General features: G+C 74.8%; 19 protein-coding genes and 2 pseudogenes. 11 read left to right on the top strand and 10 right to left on the bottom strand.

All coding sequences use genetic code 11. The annotated features are described in order from the left end of the window. Positions 1-255 (bottom strand): annotated as a pseudogene (locus E4P40_RS20955) (septum formation initiator); the annotation flags it as partial. 126 nt (positions 256-381) lie between these two features. Here E4P40_RS20955 and E4P40_RS20950 point away from each other — a divergent pair. Beyond that, on the top strand, positions 382-1,233 hold the full coding sequence (locus tag E4P40_RS20950) for an HAD family hydrolase (protein WP_135160408.1): 852 nt from the start codon (positions 382-384) through the stop codon (positions 1,231-1,233). A gap of 52 nt (positions 1,234-1,285) precedes the next feature. Further along, the gene (locus tag E4P40_RS20945; protein ID WP_135160407.1) at positions 1,286-1,561 is read left to right on the top strand and encodes a hypothetical protein; all 276 of its coding nucleotides are present in this window, start codon (positions 1,286-1,288) and stop codon (positions 1,559-1,561) included. Between the two features lie 7 nt (positions 1,562-1,568). On the opposite strand, the gene E4P40_RS20940 is transcribed toward E4P40_RS20945, so the two are convergent. Further along, on the bottom strand, positions 1,569-2,357 hold the full coding sequence (locus tag E4P40_RS20940; RefSeq protein WP_135160406.1) for an oxidoreductase: 789 nt from the start codon (positions 2,355-2,357) through the stop codon (positions 1,569-1,571). 139 nt (positions 2,358-2,496) lie between these two features. Between E4P40_RS20940 and E4P40_RS20935 the strand changes: the two genes are divergently transcribed. Together E4P40_RS20935 and E4P40_RS20930 are read left to right on the top strand one after the other, a co-directional pair. Beyond that, positions 2,497-3,048 carry a histidine phosphatase family protein gene (locus E4P40_RS20935; RefSeq protein ID WP_135160405.1) on the top strand — a complete coding sequence of 184 codons (552 nt, stop codon included), beginning with the start codon at positions 2,497-2,499 and terminating at the stop codon, positions 3,046-3,048. 10 nt (positions 3,049-3,058) lie between these two features. Next, positions 3,059-3,823 carry an adenosylcobinamide-GDP ribazoletransferase gene (locus E4P40_RS20930; protein ID WP_135160404.1) on the top strand — a complete coding sequence of 255 codons (765 nt, stop codon included), beginning with the start codon at positions 3,059-3,061 and terminating at the stop codon, positions 3,821-3,823. A gap of 25 nt (positions 3,824-3,848) precedes the next feature. Here E4P40_RS20930 and E4P40_RS20925 read toward each other — a convergent pair whose 3' ends face one another. Continuing rightward, complete coding sequence (locus tag E4P40_RS20925) at positions 3,849-4,040, bottom strand: hypothetical protein (RefSeq protein ID WP_245160474.1); 192 nt, start codon at positions 4,038-4,040, stop codon at positions 3,849-3,851. A 105-nt stretch (positions 4,041-4,145) separates the two neighbouring features. Further along, positions 4,146-4,832 (bottom strand): TIGR04222 domain-containing membrane protein, encoded by a 687-nt coding sequence (locus tag E4P40_RS20920; RefSeq protein ID WP_135160402.1) that lies wholly within the window; start codon positions 4,830-4,832, stop codon positions 4,146-4,148. A gap of 113 nt (positions 4,833-4,945) precedes the next feature. Between E4P40_RS20920 and E4P40_RS20915 the strand changes: the two genes are divergently transcribed. Further along, a complete protein-coding gene (locus tag E4P40_RS20915; RefSeq protein ID WP_135160401.1) occupies positions 4,946-5,824 on the top strand; it encodes a helix-turn-helix transcriptional regulator in 879 nt (292 codons plus the stop codon). A 4-nt stretch (positions 5,825-5,828) separates the two neighbouring features. Here the strand turns inward: E4P40_RS20915 and E4P40_RS20910 are convergent, their stop codons facing one another. After that, positions 5,829-6,158, bottom strand: coding sequence for a tetratricopeptide repeat protein (locus E4P40_RS20910; protein ID WP_135160400.1), 330 nt, complete (start codon positions 6,156-6,158; stop codon positions 5,829-5,831). A gap of 108 nt (positions 6,159-6,266) precedes the next feature. Between E4P40_RS20910 and E4P40_RS20905 the strand changes: the two genes are divergently transcribed. Continuing rightward, positions 6,267-6,911 carry a DUF4383 domain-containing protein gene (locus E4P40_RS20905; RefSeq protein ID WP_245160473.1) on the top strand — a complete coding sequence of 215 codons (645 nt, stop codon included), beginning with the start codon at positions 6,267-6,269 and terminating at the stop codon, positions 6,909-6,911. Positions 6,912-6,914: 3 nt separating this feature from the next. Here E4P40_RS20905 and E4P40_RS20900 read toward each other — a convergent pair whose 3' ends face one another. Then, complete coding sequence (locus tag E4P40_RS20900; RefSeq protein ID WP_135160399.1) at positions 6,915-8,096, bottom strand: sugar phosphate nucleotidyltransferase; 1,182 nt, start codon at positions 8,094-8,096, stop codon at positions 6,915-6,917. Between the two features lie 42 nt (positions 8,097-8,138). On the opposite strand from E4P40_RS20900, the pseudogene E4P40_RS29390 reads away from it, so the two are divergent. Both E4P40_RS29390 and E4P40_RS20890 read left to right on the top strand, forming a co-directional pair. Further along, positions 8,139-8,261: pseudogene (locus E4P40_RS29390) on the top strand (alpha-hydroxy-acid oxidizing protein); the annotation flags it as partial. Further along, complete coding sequence (locus E4P40_RS20890; RefSeq protein ID WP_135160398.1) at positions 8,243-9,577, top strand: MFS transporter; 1,335 nt, start codon at positions 8,243-8,245, stop codon at positions 9,575-9,577. The pseudogene E4P40_RS29390 and the gene E4P40_RS20890, both read left to right, overlap by 19 nt. A gap of 7 nt (positions 9,578-9,584) precedes the next feature. Here the strand turns inward: E4P40_RS20890 and E4P40_RS20885 are convergent, their stop codons facing one another. The 4 genes from E4P40_RS20885 to E4P40_RS20870 form a co-directional block, all read right to left on the bottom strand. Continuing rightward, positions 9,585-10,202 (bottom strand): NAD(P)H-dependent oxidoreductase, encoded by a 618-nt coding sequence (locus tag E4P40_RS20885; RefSeq protein WP_135160397.1) that lies wholly within the window; start codon positions 10,200-10,202, stop codon positions 9,585-9,587. A gap of 38 nt (positions 10,203-10,240) precedes the next feature. After that, entirely contained in the window at positions 10,241-10,891 is a 651-nt protein-coding gene (locus tag E4P40_RS20880) for an HAD hydrolase-like protein (protein WP_135160396.1), read from the bottom strand. Next, a complete protein-coding gene (gene def / locus E4P40_RS20875) occupies positions 10,888-11,445 on the bottom strand; it encodes a peptide deformylase (RefSeq protein WP_135160395.1) in 558 nt (185 codons plus the stop codon). Before def ends, E4P40_RS20880 begins: the two co-directional genes overlap by 4 nt. 127 nt (positions 11,446-11,572) lie before the next feature. Next, positions 11,573-11,860, bottom strand: a complete 288-nt coding sequence (locus tag E4P40_RS20870) for a hypothetical protein (protein ID WP_135160394.1) — start codon at positions 11,858-11,860, stop codon at positions 11,573-11,575. Between the two features lie 60 nt (positions 11,861-11,920). Here E4P40_RS20870 and E4P40_RS20865 point away from each other — a divergent pair, with 60 nt between their 5' ends. The 3 genes from E4P40_RS20865 to E4P40_RS20855 all read left to right on the top strand — a co-directional run bounded on the left by E4P40_RS20865 (position 11,921) and on the right by E4P40_RS20855 (position 15,080). Continuing rightward, on the top strand, positions 11,921-13,372 hold the full coding sequence (locus E4P40_RS20865) for a PLP-dependent aminotransferase family protein (protein WP_135160393.1): 1,452 nt from the start codon (positions 11,921-11,923) through the stop codon (positions 13,370-13,372). A 232-nt stretch (positions 13,373-13,604) separates the two neighbouring features. Continuing rightward, on the top strand, positions 13,605-14,324 hold the full coding sequence (locus E4P40_RS20860) for a PAS and ANTAR domain-containing protein (RefSeq protein ID WP_167762324.1): 720 nt from the start codon (positions 13,605-13,607) through the stop codon (positions 14,322-14,324). Positions 14,325-14,435: 111 nt separating this feature from the next. Continuing rightward, on the top strand, positions 14,436-15,080 hold the full coding sequence (locus E4P40_RS20855) for a lysophospholipid acyltransferase family protein (RefSeq protein WP_135160391.1): 645 nt from the start codon (positions 14,436-14,438) through the stop codon (positions 15,078-15,080). The last annotated feature ends 217 nt before the right edge of the window (positions 15,081-15,297 follow it).

Below are 15,297 nucleotides of genomic sequence, written 5' to 3'. Positions count from 1 at the left end.
CCGGGTCGCCACCACGACGACACCGGCCCGGCGTGGGAGCACGCGCACCGCCCCGCCGGCGAGGGCGTCGGCGCCGACCAGCACCAGCGGGGCGTCGCGGTGGGCGCGGCGCAGCGCCGGGCCGCCGGTGGCGAGCTCGGGTTCGGCACCGGCTGCCGCCAGGAGGCGCAGGAGGTCGTCGAGCAGCACCTCGTCGGCGCTGACGACGAGCGGACGGACCGACCGGCCGGGGACTCTGCTGCGGGGAACGGGCACCCACCCACCCCAGCGCGGGATGGGCAGACAGTGCCAGAACCGGCCCCGAACTGTGGATGACCCGTTCGGGTGTGGACGGCGCGCAGGGCCGCGCGCCGTTCTGCCCTCCACTTAGAGTCGTGCCTTGTGACCCGCGCAGCGGCGTTCTTCGACCTGGACAAGACGGTCATCGCCAAGTCCAGCACCCTGGCCTTCGGCCGGCCGTTCTTCAACGGCGGGCTGATCAACCGCCGCGCCGTCCTCAAGACCGCCTACGCCCAGTTGGTCTTCTCCCTCGCCGGCGCCGACGCCCAGCAGATGGAGCGCCTCCGGGCGCAGCTCACCGCGATGGTGACCGGCTGGGACGCCGCCACGGTGCACGACATCGTCCGGGAGACGCTGCACGAGATCGTCGACCCGCTCGTCTACGCCGAGGCCGCCGACCTGATCGAGGAGCACCGCGCGGCCGGCCGGGAGATCGTGATCGTGTCCAGCAGCGGCGCGGAGATGGTGGAGCCGATCGGCGAGATGCTCGGCGTCGACCGGGTCGTCGCGACCCGGATGGTCATCGCCGACGGCCGCTACACCGGCGAGATCGACTTCTACGCCTACGGCGAGAACAAGGCCGCGGCGATGCGCGAGGTCGCCGAGGAGGGCGGGTACGACCTCACCGACTGCTACGCCTACAGCGACTCGATCACCGACCTGCCGATGCTCACGGCCGTCGGCCACCCGACGGCGGTCAACCCCGACCGGGGGCTGCGCAAGGCGGCCCTCGAGCACGGCTGGCCGGTGCTGCAGTTCACCCGGCCGGTCAGCATGCGCGCCCGGTTCTCCACGCCTCCGACGCCGGTCGTCACCGGTGCGGCCGTGGGCGTGGGCGCGGCCGTCGTAGGGCTGGCCTGGTACGCGCGGCACCGCGCACTGCGCACCGGCCTGGTCGCCGCCGTCGAGCCGACCGGCCCGCTCTCCGGCCGACGGCGGCGCCGCGGCGCCTGACGCATCGGCGGGGCACCCCCGCCCGCGCGTCCCATTGGTCCATCCTGCCGACGTGGTCACCGTGGTGCTCGCCTGGCTGGCCGTCCTGGCCGTCTGCGTCGCCGCGTTCCTCTTCGGTCAGACCGCCCGCACGTCCCGTCGTCGGCGTCGTCGCCGGTCCCCCTCCGGGCGACTCGGCCTCTTCCTCTCCCTCTCCGGCCCGTGGCTCGCCGTCATCGGCGCCGCGGTCCTGGGTGCCCTCACCGGCGGGTGGCTGGCCGCCGCGGCGATCGGTGCCATCGGCGTGGTCGTCGCGGCCCTCGTCGGACTCACCCTCGCGCCGCACTGAGCACCGCTCAGCCGCGCAGCAGGCTCTCGCAGATGGCCAGGCCCTCCAGCCCGCCGTGCTCGGTCGCCCGACAGCAGTGGACCAGCCAGCCGGCGACACCCTCCGGCGTCCCGCCCGCGTATCCGGCGAGCGCCGCGGCGTAGCTGTCCCGCCCCAGCTCGGCGAATCCCACCTCGGGCACGGAGACCGCCTTCGGGTCGAGACCGCGGGTGATCATGGTCAGGCGGCCGGCAGCCCGGGCGACGACGCCGTCCGCCGTCCCGAACGGGGCGAGAGCGGCCAGCTCCGCGTGCACCAGGCCGGCCACGAGGACGGCGGGCGCCGTGGTCGTCCCCGTGATGACGGAGAAGAGGCCGGACAGCCGCGCCCCGGCATGGGGTGCGGGCCGCCCGAGGTCCGCGCGGTCGGCGAGGTCGGCGGCGGCCAGGACGTGCAACCGGGCCAGCACCTGCCCCGGTGCGCGGGTCCAGGTCTCCACCATCGAGCCGAGGCCGGCCGAGACCCGCAGGGCGCCCTGGACGACGGGATCGGTCACGGCGCCCGCGCGCAGCTCGGCCAGCGGGACGTCGACCCCCTCGAGGGCGGCGGACGCCCGGGCCCCGCGGAGTGCGGACTCGGTGCTCACCCCGGCCGACTCGCGCCGGAGCACCTTGTGGCCGAGCAGGCGGTCGATGCCTTTCCGCGCGGCATCGGAGGCTTCCCGAACGCCGGGCAGGTCCAGCAGCGGGGCCAGCGGGTCGGGTCCCGCCGGACGGGCGGCCGGGCGGACGGCGCCGGGGCGGACGGGAAGGGTCACGTGTTCTCCTCGCTGCGCTCGTCGGTCACGTGACCCGAGTGCTGTGCTCATCGGTGGCCTCGCAGGCTCGGCCATTCCCACGACGGTACGAGGCGGTCCGCAGCCCCCCGCACGGCCCTCGCCTACGCTCGCCCTCGCCATGTCCCGCCCCCTGACGCTCCTCCTCGTCCGCCACGGGCAGAGCGAGTGGAACGCCGCCCGGCTGATGCAGGGCCAGACCGCGCACGTGCCGCTCACCGAGCTCGGCCACGCCCAGGCCGCCACGGCCGCCGCGGAACTTGCCCTCCTGCGCCCGGGAGCGCTGCTCTCCAGCGACCTGCTCCGGGCCGTGCAGACCGCCGAGCACTGCGCCGCCGCGACAGGGCTGACGATCACCCCGGCACCGGCGTTGCGCGAGCAGGCCTACGGGGAGCTCGAGGGCCGCCCGTCGCGCGAGCTCTGGGACGTCGTCGACTGGACGGACCCGCACTGGTCGGCGCCCGGCGGCGAGAGCCTCGCCGAGCTGTACGGCCGGGTGGAGGCGTTCCTGAAGAACCTGTGCGCCGAGCCGCCGGCCGACGTCATCGCCCTGGTGACCCACGGCGACACGATCCGCGCGATCCAGGCTGTCGTCGCGGGGCTGGGCGCGGACGCGATGCCGATCGAGACGCCGCACAACGGCACCGTCACCCGGCTCGAAGTTCTCGCGTGAACGACCGTCGATGAGGCTGACCGGGCCCCTGGAGTCGGCGGCGCTGCTCACGGTCCTCCCGGTCCCGGAGCGGGCCACCGCTTCGATGCGGGGGGTGCTGCCCTGGGCGCCCGCGGTCGGGCTGGTCCTCGGGGGGATCGCCGCAGCGGTCGCGGTGCTCGGGGCGCGAGGCATCTCGCCGCTTGCCGGCGCCGTGCTGGCGGTCGGTGCCCTGGCCGTCCTGACACGGGGACTGCACCTCGACGGGCTGGCCGACACCGCCGACGGGCTGGGGCCGCTGCGGGCGCGGGAGCGTTCGCTGCAGGTGATGCACCAGGGCGACGTCGGCCCGTTCGGCGTCGTCGCGCTCGTCCTGACGGTCCTGCTGCAGGTGGCCTCCCTGGCGGCGCTGCTCGCGGTCGACGACGGCTGGCTCGCGCTCTGGACAGCGGTCGTCGTCGCGCGGCTCGCGATGGCGCGGACGGGCCTGCCCGGCGTCCCGACCGCCGAGGGGTCCTCGCTCGGCGGGCTCGTCGCGGGAACCGTCTCCCGGGGCTGGTTCGCCGGCTGGCTGTTCGTGCTCGCCGCGCTGCTGGGTGGAGCTGCCCTGTACCTGGGGGACCCACCGCTCGCCGCGCAACTCGGCGGCAGCGCCGTGGCGGGACTGCTCGCGGCCGAGGTCCTGCACCGCCGCGCCCGCGCCCGCCTCGGCGGCGTGACCGGCGACGTGATGGGTGCCATGGGCGAGGCGGCGACCGCGGCCGTACTGCTCGTGGCCGCGGTCGCCGTCCCCTAGCCCAGTCGTCCCCCCGTCACCTGCGTCAGCGGCGGCGGAGGAAGCCCTCGACCAGCCGGCCGATGCCCCCGCTCGTCGCCGGGGTGGCCCGTCCGCGTCCCATGCCGCGCGCGGGTGTGGTGCGACGTCCCGTCGACCGCGCCATGCCGCGGGTGGGACGGGCGGCGCCACGTCCCCCACGGGCGGTGCTCCGGGCGGCGTTCTCTGCGGTTCCCATCAGCCTTCCGAGGATGCTCATGGGTCGTGAGTTCCCACGACCGGCGGAGCCGACCCGGTTTGCGGTCCGGACATTGGCCACGTGTCGGCGTGCCGTGACGCTGCGTCAGCAGCCGCCACCGCCGTCCCCGCCGCCTCCGCCGCCTCCGTCGCCACCCCAGCCGCCGCCACCGCAGTCAGCGCCGCCGACGGCTCCGGCCCCCCACCAGTGGCCGCGGTGGTCGTAGGCCGCGTCGTACGGGTCGCGGCGCCGGCGGAACACGCTGCGCGGACGGGGCGGAGCGGGCGGGTCGAAGAGCGCCGAGCGCAGCGCCGGGTCGGTCATGGCCGCCGGCCCACCGAGGGCGACGGGCAGCGCGCCGGTCCCGAGGGCGATCCGGTCGGCCGGCGGTTCCGCCCGCAGGTGCCGGAGCGTGCGCCGCCCCTCGGCGGTGAGCGCCATCAGCGACCACGCGCTGTACCGGCGGGAGGAGGGGGCCGACGGCCGCAGCAGTCCGTCGCCCTCCAGCCGCCGGCGGACGGCCGACAGCCGCTCATCGGTCTCCACCCGCCAGCGCACCGTGGCGATCGTCCGGTGGTGGCGGACGCCGATGGCATCCAGCACCGCCGCCTCCACCGGGTGCCGCCGGCCCCCGTCGGCCACCGCCAGCTGCCCGGTGGTGCGGTCGACCGCCACACGGCCGCCCTCCACGAGAGCGACCATCGCGGCGTCGACCGCTCTGCGCGGCCCTCCGGCGAGGTAGGCGACCTCGTAGACGTCGAAGTCGACGGCGAGGGTGCGAGGTCCGTTCATGGGATCCGTCCTTCCTGCCAGCGAGCCGTTCGGTCGATACGGGAACGGTGACAGCGGCGGCGCTCCTCCGACAGAGCATTTGCAAGATTGCACGACTGCCGTAGCGTCCGGTCATGGTCGTGGAGTCGCCGTCGGCGCGCGAACGGCGGCTGGCCCGGGAGCTGCGGGGGCTGCGCGCGTCCATCCCGCTGCACGGCAAGGACGTCGCCGAGCGGCTGGGGTGGTCCCCGTCGAAGGTGTCGCGCATCGAGACCGCCCGCATCGGCATCTCGAGCGACGACCTCGACCGGCTGCTCGCCCTCTACGCCGTCCCCGACGCCCACGCCACCTTCCTCCGCCGACTGGCCCCCTCCGCCCGGCACAAGGGCTGGTGGGACGCCTACGCCGACACCCTCTCGGCCGGCTACGCGAACCTCATCCGCCTCGAGGCCGGATCGCGCGCCCTCCGGTGCTACGGCGCGCTCGTGCCGCACGCGCTGCTGCAGAGCCCCGACTTCGTCCGCCAGGTGATCCTGTCGACCTGGGAGACCCCCTCGCCGGTGGAGGTCGACCGGCGCGTGCAGGTGTGCCGGCGCCGGCAGGACGTCCTGGACGCCGGCGAGCCGGACGGCCCGCTGCAGCTCCACGCGGTCCTCGACGAGTCCGTGCTGCGGCGGACGGCCGTCGCCCCGGGTCGGGACGGCGGCGCCGCGATCATGCGCGGACAGCTCGAGTGGCTCGCCGACGCCGCCGGCCGGCCCAACGTCACGTTCCAGGTGCTGCCGTTCGCCGCCGGGCTGCCACCGGTGACGGCCGGCTCCTTCTCGGTGCTGGAGTCGCGCGCCACCGGGGCGCCGGACGTGGTCTACCTGGAGAACAAGACCCGGGTCTTCTACCTCGACTCCGAGGCCGAGGTGCACCGCTACGGCCGGGCGTTCGAGCTGCTCAGCAGCATGGCGCTGGACCCTGAGCAGTCCCTCGACCTCGTCCGGCGGACGGGCGCGGCCCTCTGAGCGGTCAGGCGGCGCCGAGGGCGTCGGCCACGCGGTGGTGGACGGCGGCGTCGGCCGCCCGGCTCTGCCGCTCCAGCGTGCGGGCCAGCGCGCGACGGGCCCACCCGTTCGCGGGGGCGAGCGCGACCAGCCTCGTCAGCACGCCCTCGGACCGGGCCAGCTGGGCCGAGCCGAAGTAGGCGCGGGCAAGCAGCTCGAGCGCGGCCTCGTTGGCCGGCTCGGCCTCCACCACGCGCTCGAGGATCCGGGCCGCCTCGGTGGGCTGGCCCATGGCGAGGAAGAGGTCGGCCCGCAGGAACTCCGAGTGCAGGTCGATCTCGAACGGCTGGGTCATGTCCCGTCCAACAGCCGGACGGGCCGCGCACTTCCCGGCGCCTGCATCCGCCCCGGCCGGCCCCCGGGAAGACAGGGCATTCCACCCCTCAGCGCCGAGGAGCCTCCCGTGCACCTTTCCCTCCCCCACCCCCAGGTCCTGACCGTGCACCGGGTCGGCGCGGTCGCGGTCGCCGCCGTGATCGCGGTCTTCGGGATCCTCGGGTTCGCCGGTGGGCTGGCCTTCTTCTCGACCGAGGGCGAGCCGATCCTGGGCATGTCCTCCAACGGCCTGCTGTCGGCCGTCTCCGTCGTCACGGCCGGCGTCCTGGTCGCCGCGGCCGCCCGGGGCGCGCGGATCGCCTCGACGGTGATGATCCTCGTCGGCGCCCTCTTCATCGTGTCGGGCCTGCTGAGCCTCGCAGTGCTGCGCACGGAGCTGAACCTCCTGGCCTTCGAGTTCAGCAACGTCGTCTTCTCCGCCGTGGCGGGGCTGACCCTCCTGCTCCTCGGCGCCTACGGCCGGCTCACCGGCGACCTGCCCGAGGACAGCCCGTACGCCGGCGCCCGCGAGACGCTCGCGCCGGAGCCGCCGGAGTACCCGTCGACGCCGGCCGAGATCGCTGCCGAGCAGGCGATGCGGAACGCCGAGATCGCCGTCGTCCAGCACGTGGCCACGGCGGACCAGCGGCGCCGCGTGGCCGCCATGGCGCAGGTGCGGACGCGGGCCGACCGCCGTCGCGTGTGGATGGAGTTCGACTCGTCGTCGGTGTGACGCTCAGTCGTCGTCCGGGTCGGGCAGCCGGGCGCCGGCGGCCACCTCGCCACCGTCGGGCACCCGGGCCGCGCGCCCGACGAGGGTGACCTCGCCGTCGCCACCGACCGCGGCCCGCCGGCCCACCTCGACCCGGTCGTCGAGGACCGCCCGCCGCACCGTGGCACCGGCCCGGACGTGGACGCCGGGCAGCAGCACCGAGTCGACGACGGTCGCGCCCTTCTCCACCACGACACCCGGCGAGAGCACCGAGCCGCGCACCTCGCCGGCGATCCGGGTACCGCCGGAGACGAGGCTCTCCTCGACCACCGCGCCGCTCAGCAGACGGGCGGCGCTGTGCCGGCCGCCGCGGGTGTGCAGCGGCCACGCCTGGTCGTCGAGGTCGATCGGCGGCTCCTCGGCGAGGAAGTCCTGGTGCGCCTGCCAGTAGGCCGGCACGGTGCCGACGTCGCGCCAGTAGCCGTCCAGCGGGTAGGCACGGGCCAGCCCGTCGCGGGTCTGCGCGGGCAGCAGGTGGCTGCCGAGGTCCTCGAGCCCGTCGTCGCCGAGTGAGTCCTCGAGCGCCTCGAGGCGGTCGAGCGTCGCCCCGGGCGTGAACACGAAGACCTCGTTGGTCGCCGTCGTGGTGGCCGGCTCGTCGGGCTTGTAGGCGTAGTCCTCGACCGTGCCGTCGCCGCCGACCTGCACGATCCCGTAGCGGGAGGCGTCGTCCGCCTCGACCTCGGTCGTCACCATCGTGACCTCCGCGCCCGACCCCAGGTGGGCGTCCACCACCTCGCGGTAGTCCAGCTTGTAGACGGCGTCGGAGCTGACGACGACGAGCGCGTCGGGCGCGTACTCGCGGATGAGGTCGGCCTGCCGCCACAGCAGATTGGCGGTGCCGGTGACCCAGCCGCCCCGGTCGGTTCCCTGGAACGGCGGCAGCATCATCAGCCCACCGGACGTGCGGTCGAGGTCCCACGGCCGCCCGTTGGCCAGGTGGTCCGACAGCGACGTGGGGTGGAACTGCACCGACACCCAGACGTCGGCGATCGCAGAGTGCTGGCAGTTGCTGAGCGGGAAGTCGATCAGCCGGTAGACCCCGGCGAACGGGACGGCCGGCTTGGCCCGCTGCTCGGTGAGGAGCTCGAGACGGCCTCCCGCACCGCCGGCGAGCACGAGGACGAGGATCCGGGGAAGGGCCATGCGGGTCCGCTACCCCGGTCGGGGGCCGCCACGAACACCGACGTGGCACTCGGTCACGGGCCGGTCGTGGCGGTCGGCGACGAGGTCGAGGTGCTGCTCGACGGCGGCATCCGGCGCGGCAGCGACGTCGTCACGGCCATGGCGCTCTGCGCGAGGGCCCTGATGATCGGCCGCGAGCGACACGCCGACAACGGGGAATCACCCGGCAGGCGCATCGCTTGTCCGTTGCCGTGCCGTCCCGCCGCCTCTCGACGACCGCCGCCTTCTGGTCGGTCGCCGTGTTCCTGGTCCTCATGCTGGCGGCTTCGGGCGTCCCCTCTCCCCTGTACCGCGTGTACCAGGAGGAATTCGGGTTCAGTTCCGGCGTCCTGACGGCGGTCTTCGGGATCTACGCCTTCGCCCTGCTGGCCTCGCTGCTCGTCGTCGGCGGGCTCTCCGACCACGTCGGACGGCGACCGGTCCTCATCGCGGCATTCGTGCTCGAGGCGGCGTCCATGGCGCTGTTCCTGTTCGCGGACGGCGTCGGCTGGCTGCTGGCCGCGCGGGTCGTCCAGGGCCTGGCGACCGGTGCGCTGACCAGCGCGCTCGGGGCGGCGCTGCTCGACCTGCAGCACCGCGACCGGCCGCTGGGTGCCTTCATCAACAGCGCGTCGCCAGGCCTCGGGCTCTCGATCGGCGCGGTCGGCGCCGGCCTCCTGGTCCAGTTCGTGCCCTCGCCCACGGACTGGGTGTTCGGCGTCCTGACCGGGGTGTTCCTCCTGGCCGCGGTCGGCACCTACCTGGTGCCCGAGAGCTCGCCGCGGCTGCCCGGGGCGCTGGCGTCCCTGCGGCCCCAGGTGCACGTGCCACCCGCGAACCGCCGCGCCTTCATCGTCACACTCCCCCTCCTGATCGCCTGCTGGGCGGTCGGCGGGCTCTACCTCTCGCTCGGACCGTCGCTGGTGGCCGACGTGTTCGGCATCGACAACCATCTGGTCGGGGGCCTGCTCATCCTCGGGATGCAGGGCACCGGGGTCGTCGGCTCGCTCGCCGTGCGCACCTCGGCGCCCGACCGCGCCCTGCTCGTCGGCGGCCTGTCCTTCACCGTCGGGATGGCCGGCACCGTGGCCGCCGTCCAGGCCGGGTCGCTGGTGCTGCTGTTCGCGGCCGGCGTCATGACCGGCTTCGGGTTCGGTGCCGGGTTCCTCGGCGCCGTCGCGCTGATCACCGCCGGCGTCGCACCCGGCCACCGGGCCGGCCTGCTGGCCAGCATCTTCGTCGTGGGCTACCTGGCGTTCAGCGTGCCCGCGATCGCCGCCGGGATCGCTGCCGGTTCCTTCGGGCTGACCCGGACGACCGAGGTCTACAGCGTCGCCGTGATGGTGCTGGCACTGCTGGCCGTCGTTGCACTGGTCCGGTCCCGCCGGAGGCCGATCGCCCAGCCGGCCCCCCACCGCCCCGGTGTCGATCCGGAGGTCACCACGCCCGTCAGAGCCGCCTGAGCGGCGGTCAGCTCGACGGGTAGGGGGTCGCCTTGAGCGCCCGCGCGAGGTGCGCGGCGTTCTCCGCGAGGGTGGCGGTCGTCGAGGCCACCGCCTCGGGGGTCTCGTCGAGGTCGAGGTAGTCGCGGCCGCCCATCGCCTCGTCGTTCCAGTAGGTGCCGCCCTGGGCCGGGATCGTGAACCCGATGTCGTTGAGCCCCTGCATCAGATCGGCAGTGATCTTGTGCGCGCCGTCCTCGTTGCCGACGACGGCGGTCACCGCGACCTTGCCCGTGACGAGCGGTCGGCCTGAGTCGTCGGTCTCCGACAGCTCGCCGTCCAGCCGCTCCAGCACGCGCTGGGCGACGCTGCTCATGTGCCCGACCCAGGTGGGCGTGGCGACGATCAGGATGTCGGCGGCCATCAGCTGCTCGCGGATCGCCGGCCAGGCATCACCCTCGCCCATGTCGATCTCGACCCCGGGCTTGACGTCGTGGTCCACGACGCGGACGACGTCCCCGTTCCCGCCGTGCTTCGCGAGCTCCTCGAGGATCTGGCGCGCCATCAGCTCACTGCTGGAGGGCGCCGGCGAGGGCTTCAGGCTGCAGACGAGGGCGAGGGCGCGGAGCGGCGTCGGTTCGGTCATGCACGGTTCCATGCCCCACAACGCATTCGGGTCACACATCAGCGCCGAACGGCGGCCAGCAGGCCCAGCACCTCCGCGGGAGTGGCAGCGATCGCCGCCGCCCCCGCCCGCGCCAGTTCGCCGTCCTCGGCCGGCCCCCAGCCGGCGCCGATGCACGGCAGTCCGTGCGCCGCGGCCCCCAGGACGTCGTGCTCGCGGTCGCCGACCAGGACGGGATCACGACCGTCGGGATGCGCGGCCAGCGCCGCGGCCACCACCTGGTCCTTGTGCCGGACGGCGCCGTCGAGGGTGGCCCCGTGGACGCTCGCGAACGCAGGCAGCAGTCCGGTGTGCTCGAGCACCCGGACGGCGAAGGTCTCCGGCTTGCTCGTGGCGACGGCGAGCGTCGCGCCGTCCTCCAGGAGCGCCGTGAGCAGCTCCGGGATCCCCGCATGGACGGTGACGTCGAGCAGCGCACCGGCCGTGTAGTGCGCACGGTAGGCAGCCACCGCGCGCGGGACGTCCGCGACCGGGACGCCGAGGACGAGGACGAACCCGTCCTGCAGCGGCGGGCCGACCATGCCGCGCAGCTGTTCCGACGTCGGCTCGGGGAGGCCCAGTTCCGCAGCGGCGGAGCGGACGGAGGCGGAGATCCCGGGCGAGGAGTCGACCAGCGTGCCGTCGAGGTCGAACAGGACCAGCTGCGTCACGCCGGGAGATCGCCCCCCGGGCCCGCCGCCTCGGCCAGCAACTGCTCGCGCTGGTCCTCCGGCAGCAGGTCCACGTAGACCATCCCGTTGAGGTGGTCCACCTCGTGCTGGAGGCAGCGGGCGGCCATGCCGGTGGCCTCGATCGTCACCGGATCGCCCTTCAGGTCGACGCCGTCCACCCGCGCCCGGAATGCCCGCGGCAACTCGGCGTAGGGGCCGGGCACCGACAGGCAGCCCTCCTCGGTGACCTCGTCGGGCGGTTCGTCCCCCACGGGCCCGGGGATCGTCAGAGTCGGGTTGATGACGTAACCGACGACGTCCTCCCCCTCGGCGTCCGGGCAGTCGATGACGAAGATCCGGGCGTCGACGCCGATCTGGTTGGCCGCGAGCCCCACCCCGTCGGCCTCGGCCATGCTCGCGAACATGTCGAGGAGGAGGCGGCGCAGGCCCTCGTCGAACACGGTGACGGGCGCGCACGACCGGTGCAGGACCGGGTTGCTGCCGTAGGTGACGATCGGCCGGGCGACGCCGTCGTAACGGCCGGGCAGGCGCATGACGACCGATCCTAGGGACGGCACCCCGGTCGGCGGTTGGCGAGATGCCCCGGTGGACGCCCCGATCGCGGCCGCACGCGGGCCCGGCGGCCGGCGGCCTCGGCGTGCGGCTCGGCGGCCGCACCGTCTACGGCACCCGGATCGTGGCCCGGCCGATGCTGGGTGACGGCCCCCCGCCGGCCGTGCGCGACATCGGTCGCGAGGTCCGGCTCTCCCGGGCGGTCCGGCTCACGGCGGCGGCCGCCGTCGCAGCCCGCCCGGTGCGCACCGGGAAGCCGGCGGGATCGACCCGCAGGTGACTCGCCGGCGGGTCGGCCGGGCCCCGGCCGCCGCGCACGGCGACCACGACGGTGGTCACGGCGACGTAGGCCAGGAACAGCAGGAACAGGACGAGGAGCGCGCCACCTGAGGTCATGCCTCACGGTGGCACCATCCCGCCTTGCTGGAAGCAGGCCAATCCGGCATGGTGGCCCGCATGCCACCGCTCGCCGAGCAGTCCACTTCGCCGCGCGAGCTGGCGCGTCTCCTGGGGCCGGTCGACGCGCTGCCCGGCCCCCGCTACGCCGGTCTCGCCCGGCGCATCCGCGACCTGATCACATCGGGCTCCCTGCCCGCCGGCAGCCGGCTCCCGGCCGAGCGCGAGCTCTCCGGAGAACTCGACGTCAGCCGGGTCACGGTCGCCTCGGCCTACCGCGTGCTCCGCGACCAGGGCTTCGCGCGCACCCGGCACGGCGCGGGCACGGTCGCCGAACTGCCGGCCGGGGGGTCGACCTGGGGACCGCCGACCACCGAGCCGGGTCTGCTCGACCTGGCGCACGCCGCGCCCGAGGCGGCCCCGGAGCTGCTGCCCGCCTACGAGCAGGCGCTCGCCGAGCTGCCCGGCCACCTCGGCGGACACGGCTACGCCCCGACGGGCCTGCTCGCCCTCCGGTCGGCCGTCGCCGACAGGTTCACCGCCCGGGGCCTCCCCACCGGGCCCGACCAGATCGTGGTCACCGTCGGCGTGGGCGACGCCACCGCCGTCGTGTTCGAGACGCTGCTGCAGCCGGGCGACCGGGTGCTCGTCGAGCACCCGACGTATCCCGGCGTCCTCTCGATGGCCGGCGCCGCCGGTGGACGCTGCATCCCCGTCCCGGTCGACGCGGCCGACCCCGACGCCGTGGTGCGGGGCGCCCACGTCGCGGCGCGGCAGAGCAGTCCGCGGCTCGCCTTCGTGATGCCCGACTTCTCCAACCCGACCGGCGCCCGCCTGTCGGCCGCCGGGCGCCGGCGGCTGGCCGCGACGCTGTGGCAGCAGGGGGTGCTCACCGTCGTCGACGAGGTGGCCGCCGAGCTGCACCTGGACGGCGACCCTCTGCCGCCCTACGCCGCGGGTCTCCCCGACGCCGCGACCATCACGATCGGCGGGCTGTCGAAGGCGGTGTGGGGCGGGCTGCGCGTCGGCTGGCTGCGGACCGAACCGACGCTCGCCGCACAGCTGGGCGCCGCGCTCGTCCGCCGCCAGCTCTCCGTCGGCCTGCTCGACCAGCTCGCCGCCACCGTGCTCGTGCGCCGGCTCGACACGGTGCTCGAGCGCCGCCGGGCGCAGTTGCGCGAACGCCGCGACGTGCTGATGGGAGAGATCGCCACGCGCCTGCCGGACTGGTCGGCGCTGCTGCCCGCAGGCGGCCTGTCGCTGTGGTGCCGGCTCCCGGACGACCTCGGCTCGTCGGCCGTGGCGGCCGCGGCGGCACCCCGGGGGCTCCTGCTCGCCGAGGGCGACGCCTTCGGCACCGGCCATGCCTTCGACGACCGGCTCCGCATGCCCTTCACGCTGCCGCCGCGGGAGCTACGCACCGCCGTCGCAACGATCGAGGAGGTCGTGGCGGAGCTCCGCTCCTCCCCTGGACGGAACCGCACCGCGTCACGATCGGTCGCCGTCGTCTGAGCGGATCGTGCTCGGCGGGCCACCGACCGTGGCGACGCGGCGGCGCATCGGCCGTTTGACCGATGCCCAAATCCGGCCATTCCGCGCACGAGGCCTGCAGGCAGCGCCTGCGCGTCGTACCGTCCTCGCATCGGAGCGGCCGGTGCCTGTGAGGACCGGGGGCCGAGCGGACGTCGAGACCACGGGTTCGCAACGCCTGTCGGCGACGGCACCCTTCGACGAGGGGGAAGAGATGTCCTCACCGGCCCTTGCCCGGAAGCGGGCGACGGACGACGCAGCCACCGCCCCACCCGTGCCACGGCCGGGCAGCGACGTCCCGATCCCGCCGCGGGCGGCGGCCCGGTACCGGTACGACACCGCGACCGGCTCCTGGTGGTGGTCGCCGGAGATGTACCTCCTGTACGGACTGGCGCCCGGCTCGTCCGCCCCGGACACGGAGGCCTATCTCGCCTACCAGCGCGCCGAGGACCGCGGCCGGGTGCGCTCCGCCGTCTCGGCCGCGTGCGCCACCGGCCGGCCCTTCGCTCTCGAGACGCGCATCGTCCGGACGGACGGGTGCGAACGGACCGTCGTCCTCACCGGGGAACCGAAGCTCGACCCGGCCGGCTCGGTCATGTCGGTGGACGGAGTCTGCGTGGACCTGACCGAGTGCCGGCTCCCGGACTCGGAGGGATCGCGGGCCGAGGCGCTGCAGGCCGAGGTGGGCCAGCTGCGGGCCGCCATGGCCAGCCGGGCGCAGATCGAGCAGGCCAAGGGCATCCTCATGCTGCTCACCACGTGCGGGGACCAGGTCGCCTTCGACCTGCTGGCCCACATCTCCAGCCACACCCACCGGAAGGTCCGCGACGTCGCCTCCGTCATCACGGAGTCCGCGGCCGGGCACGCCCGCCTACCGGACGACGTGCGGGCCATCATCCGCGACGCGTGCCCGCCGTCCCAGCCCCTGAGGTGAGGCTGTCGCGGGCCTGAGTGACGGCCCCTCCCGGCCGTTCGGGACAATGCCCGGAGCCACGTACGGACTTCCCGGGCGTGCACCGACGAGCCCGAGGAGGGGAAGCGCGGCGTGGTCTACCTCATCTCCCGGTTCATCCTGCGACCGCTGTTCCTGCTCCTGTTCCGCCCGCACGTCAGCGGCCGGGAGAACGTGCCGGTCAGCGGACCGTTCATCATCGCCAGCAACCACCTGTCGTTCATCGACAGCATGATCATCCCGCTCATGTCGCCGCGCCGGGTGGGCTACCTGGCCAAGGCCGAGTACTTCACGGGGACCGGTATCGGCGGGTGGCTGACCCGCACGTGGTTCACCGCGCTGGGCGCGCTGCCCGTCGAGCGGGAGACGCACCGGGCCGCACAGGCGTCGCTGGACACGGCGCTGACGGTGCTGAAGGCCGGCGGCGGCTTCGGGCTGTACCCGGAGGGCACCCGCTCCCGCGACGGCAGGTTGGCGCGCGGGAAGACCGGGGTGGCCTGGCTGGCGCTGACCGCGGACTGCCCGGTCGTCCCGGTCGGCGTGATCGGGACCGACCGCATCCAGCCGATCGGCGCCCGCTGGCCCCGGCCGCACCGGTGCTCGGTCGTCTTCGGGAAGCCGCTGACCTTCCCCGAGCACCGCGGCGAGGCGGGGAAGAACCGGGCCCGCCGGGAGGTCACCGACACGATCATGGAGGCGATCGCGGAGCTGAGTGGCCAGGAGAAGGCCGGCTGGTGAGGCGCGCCGGCCCTCCTCGTCGCCGGGACGACGTCGGACGCCCGACCGAGAGGCTGCCGCCGCTGCCGCAGGGTCAGCCGATGCCGGTCTCGAGCACGGCCTTGATGTCGTCGGGCCACGGGGTCGCCCGGCCGGCGTCGGTCGCCACGTAGGTGTTGCGGACGACGCAGCACACGCGGTCGCCCACGCGGATCGTGTAGCGCACCGTCACGCTGGT

The organism is Blastococcus sp. CT_GayMR20 (genome assembly GCF_004570345.1).
Note: the sequence above shows the minus strand (reverse complement) of the source record. Positions and strands in the feature narration are given on the sequence as shown.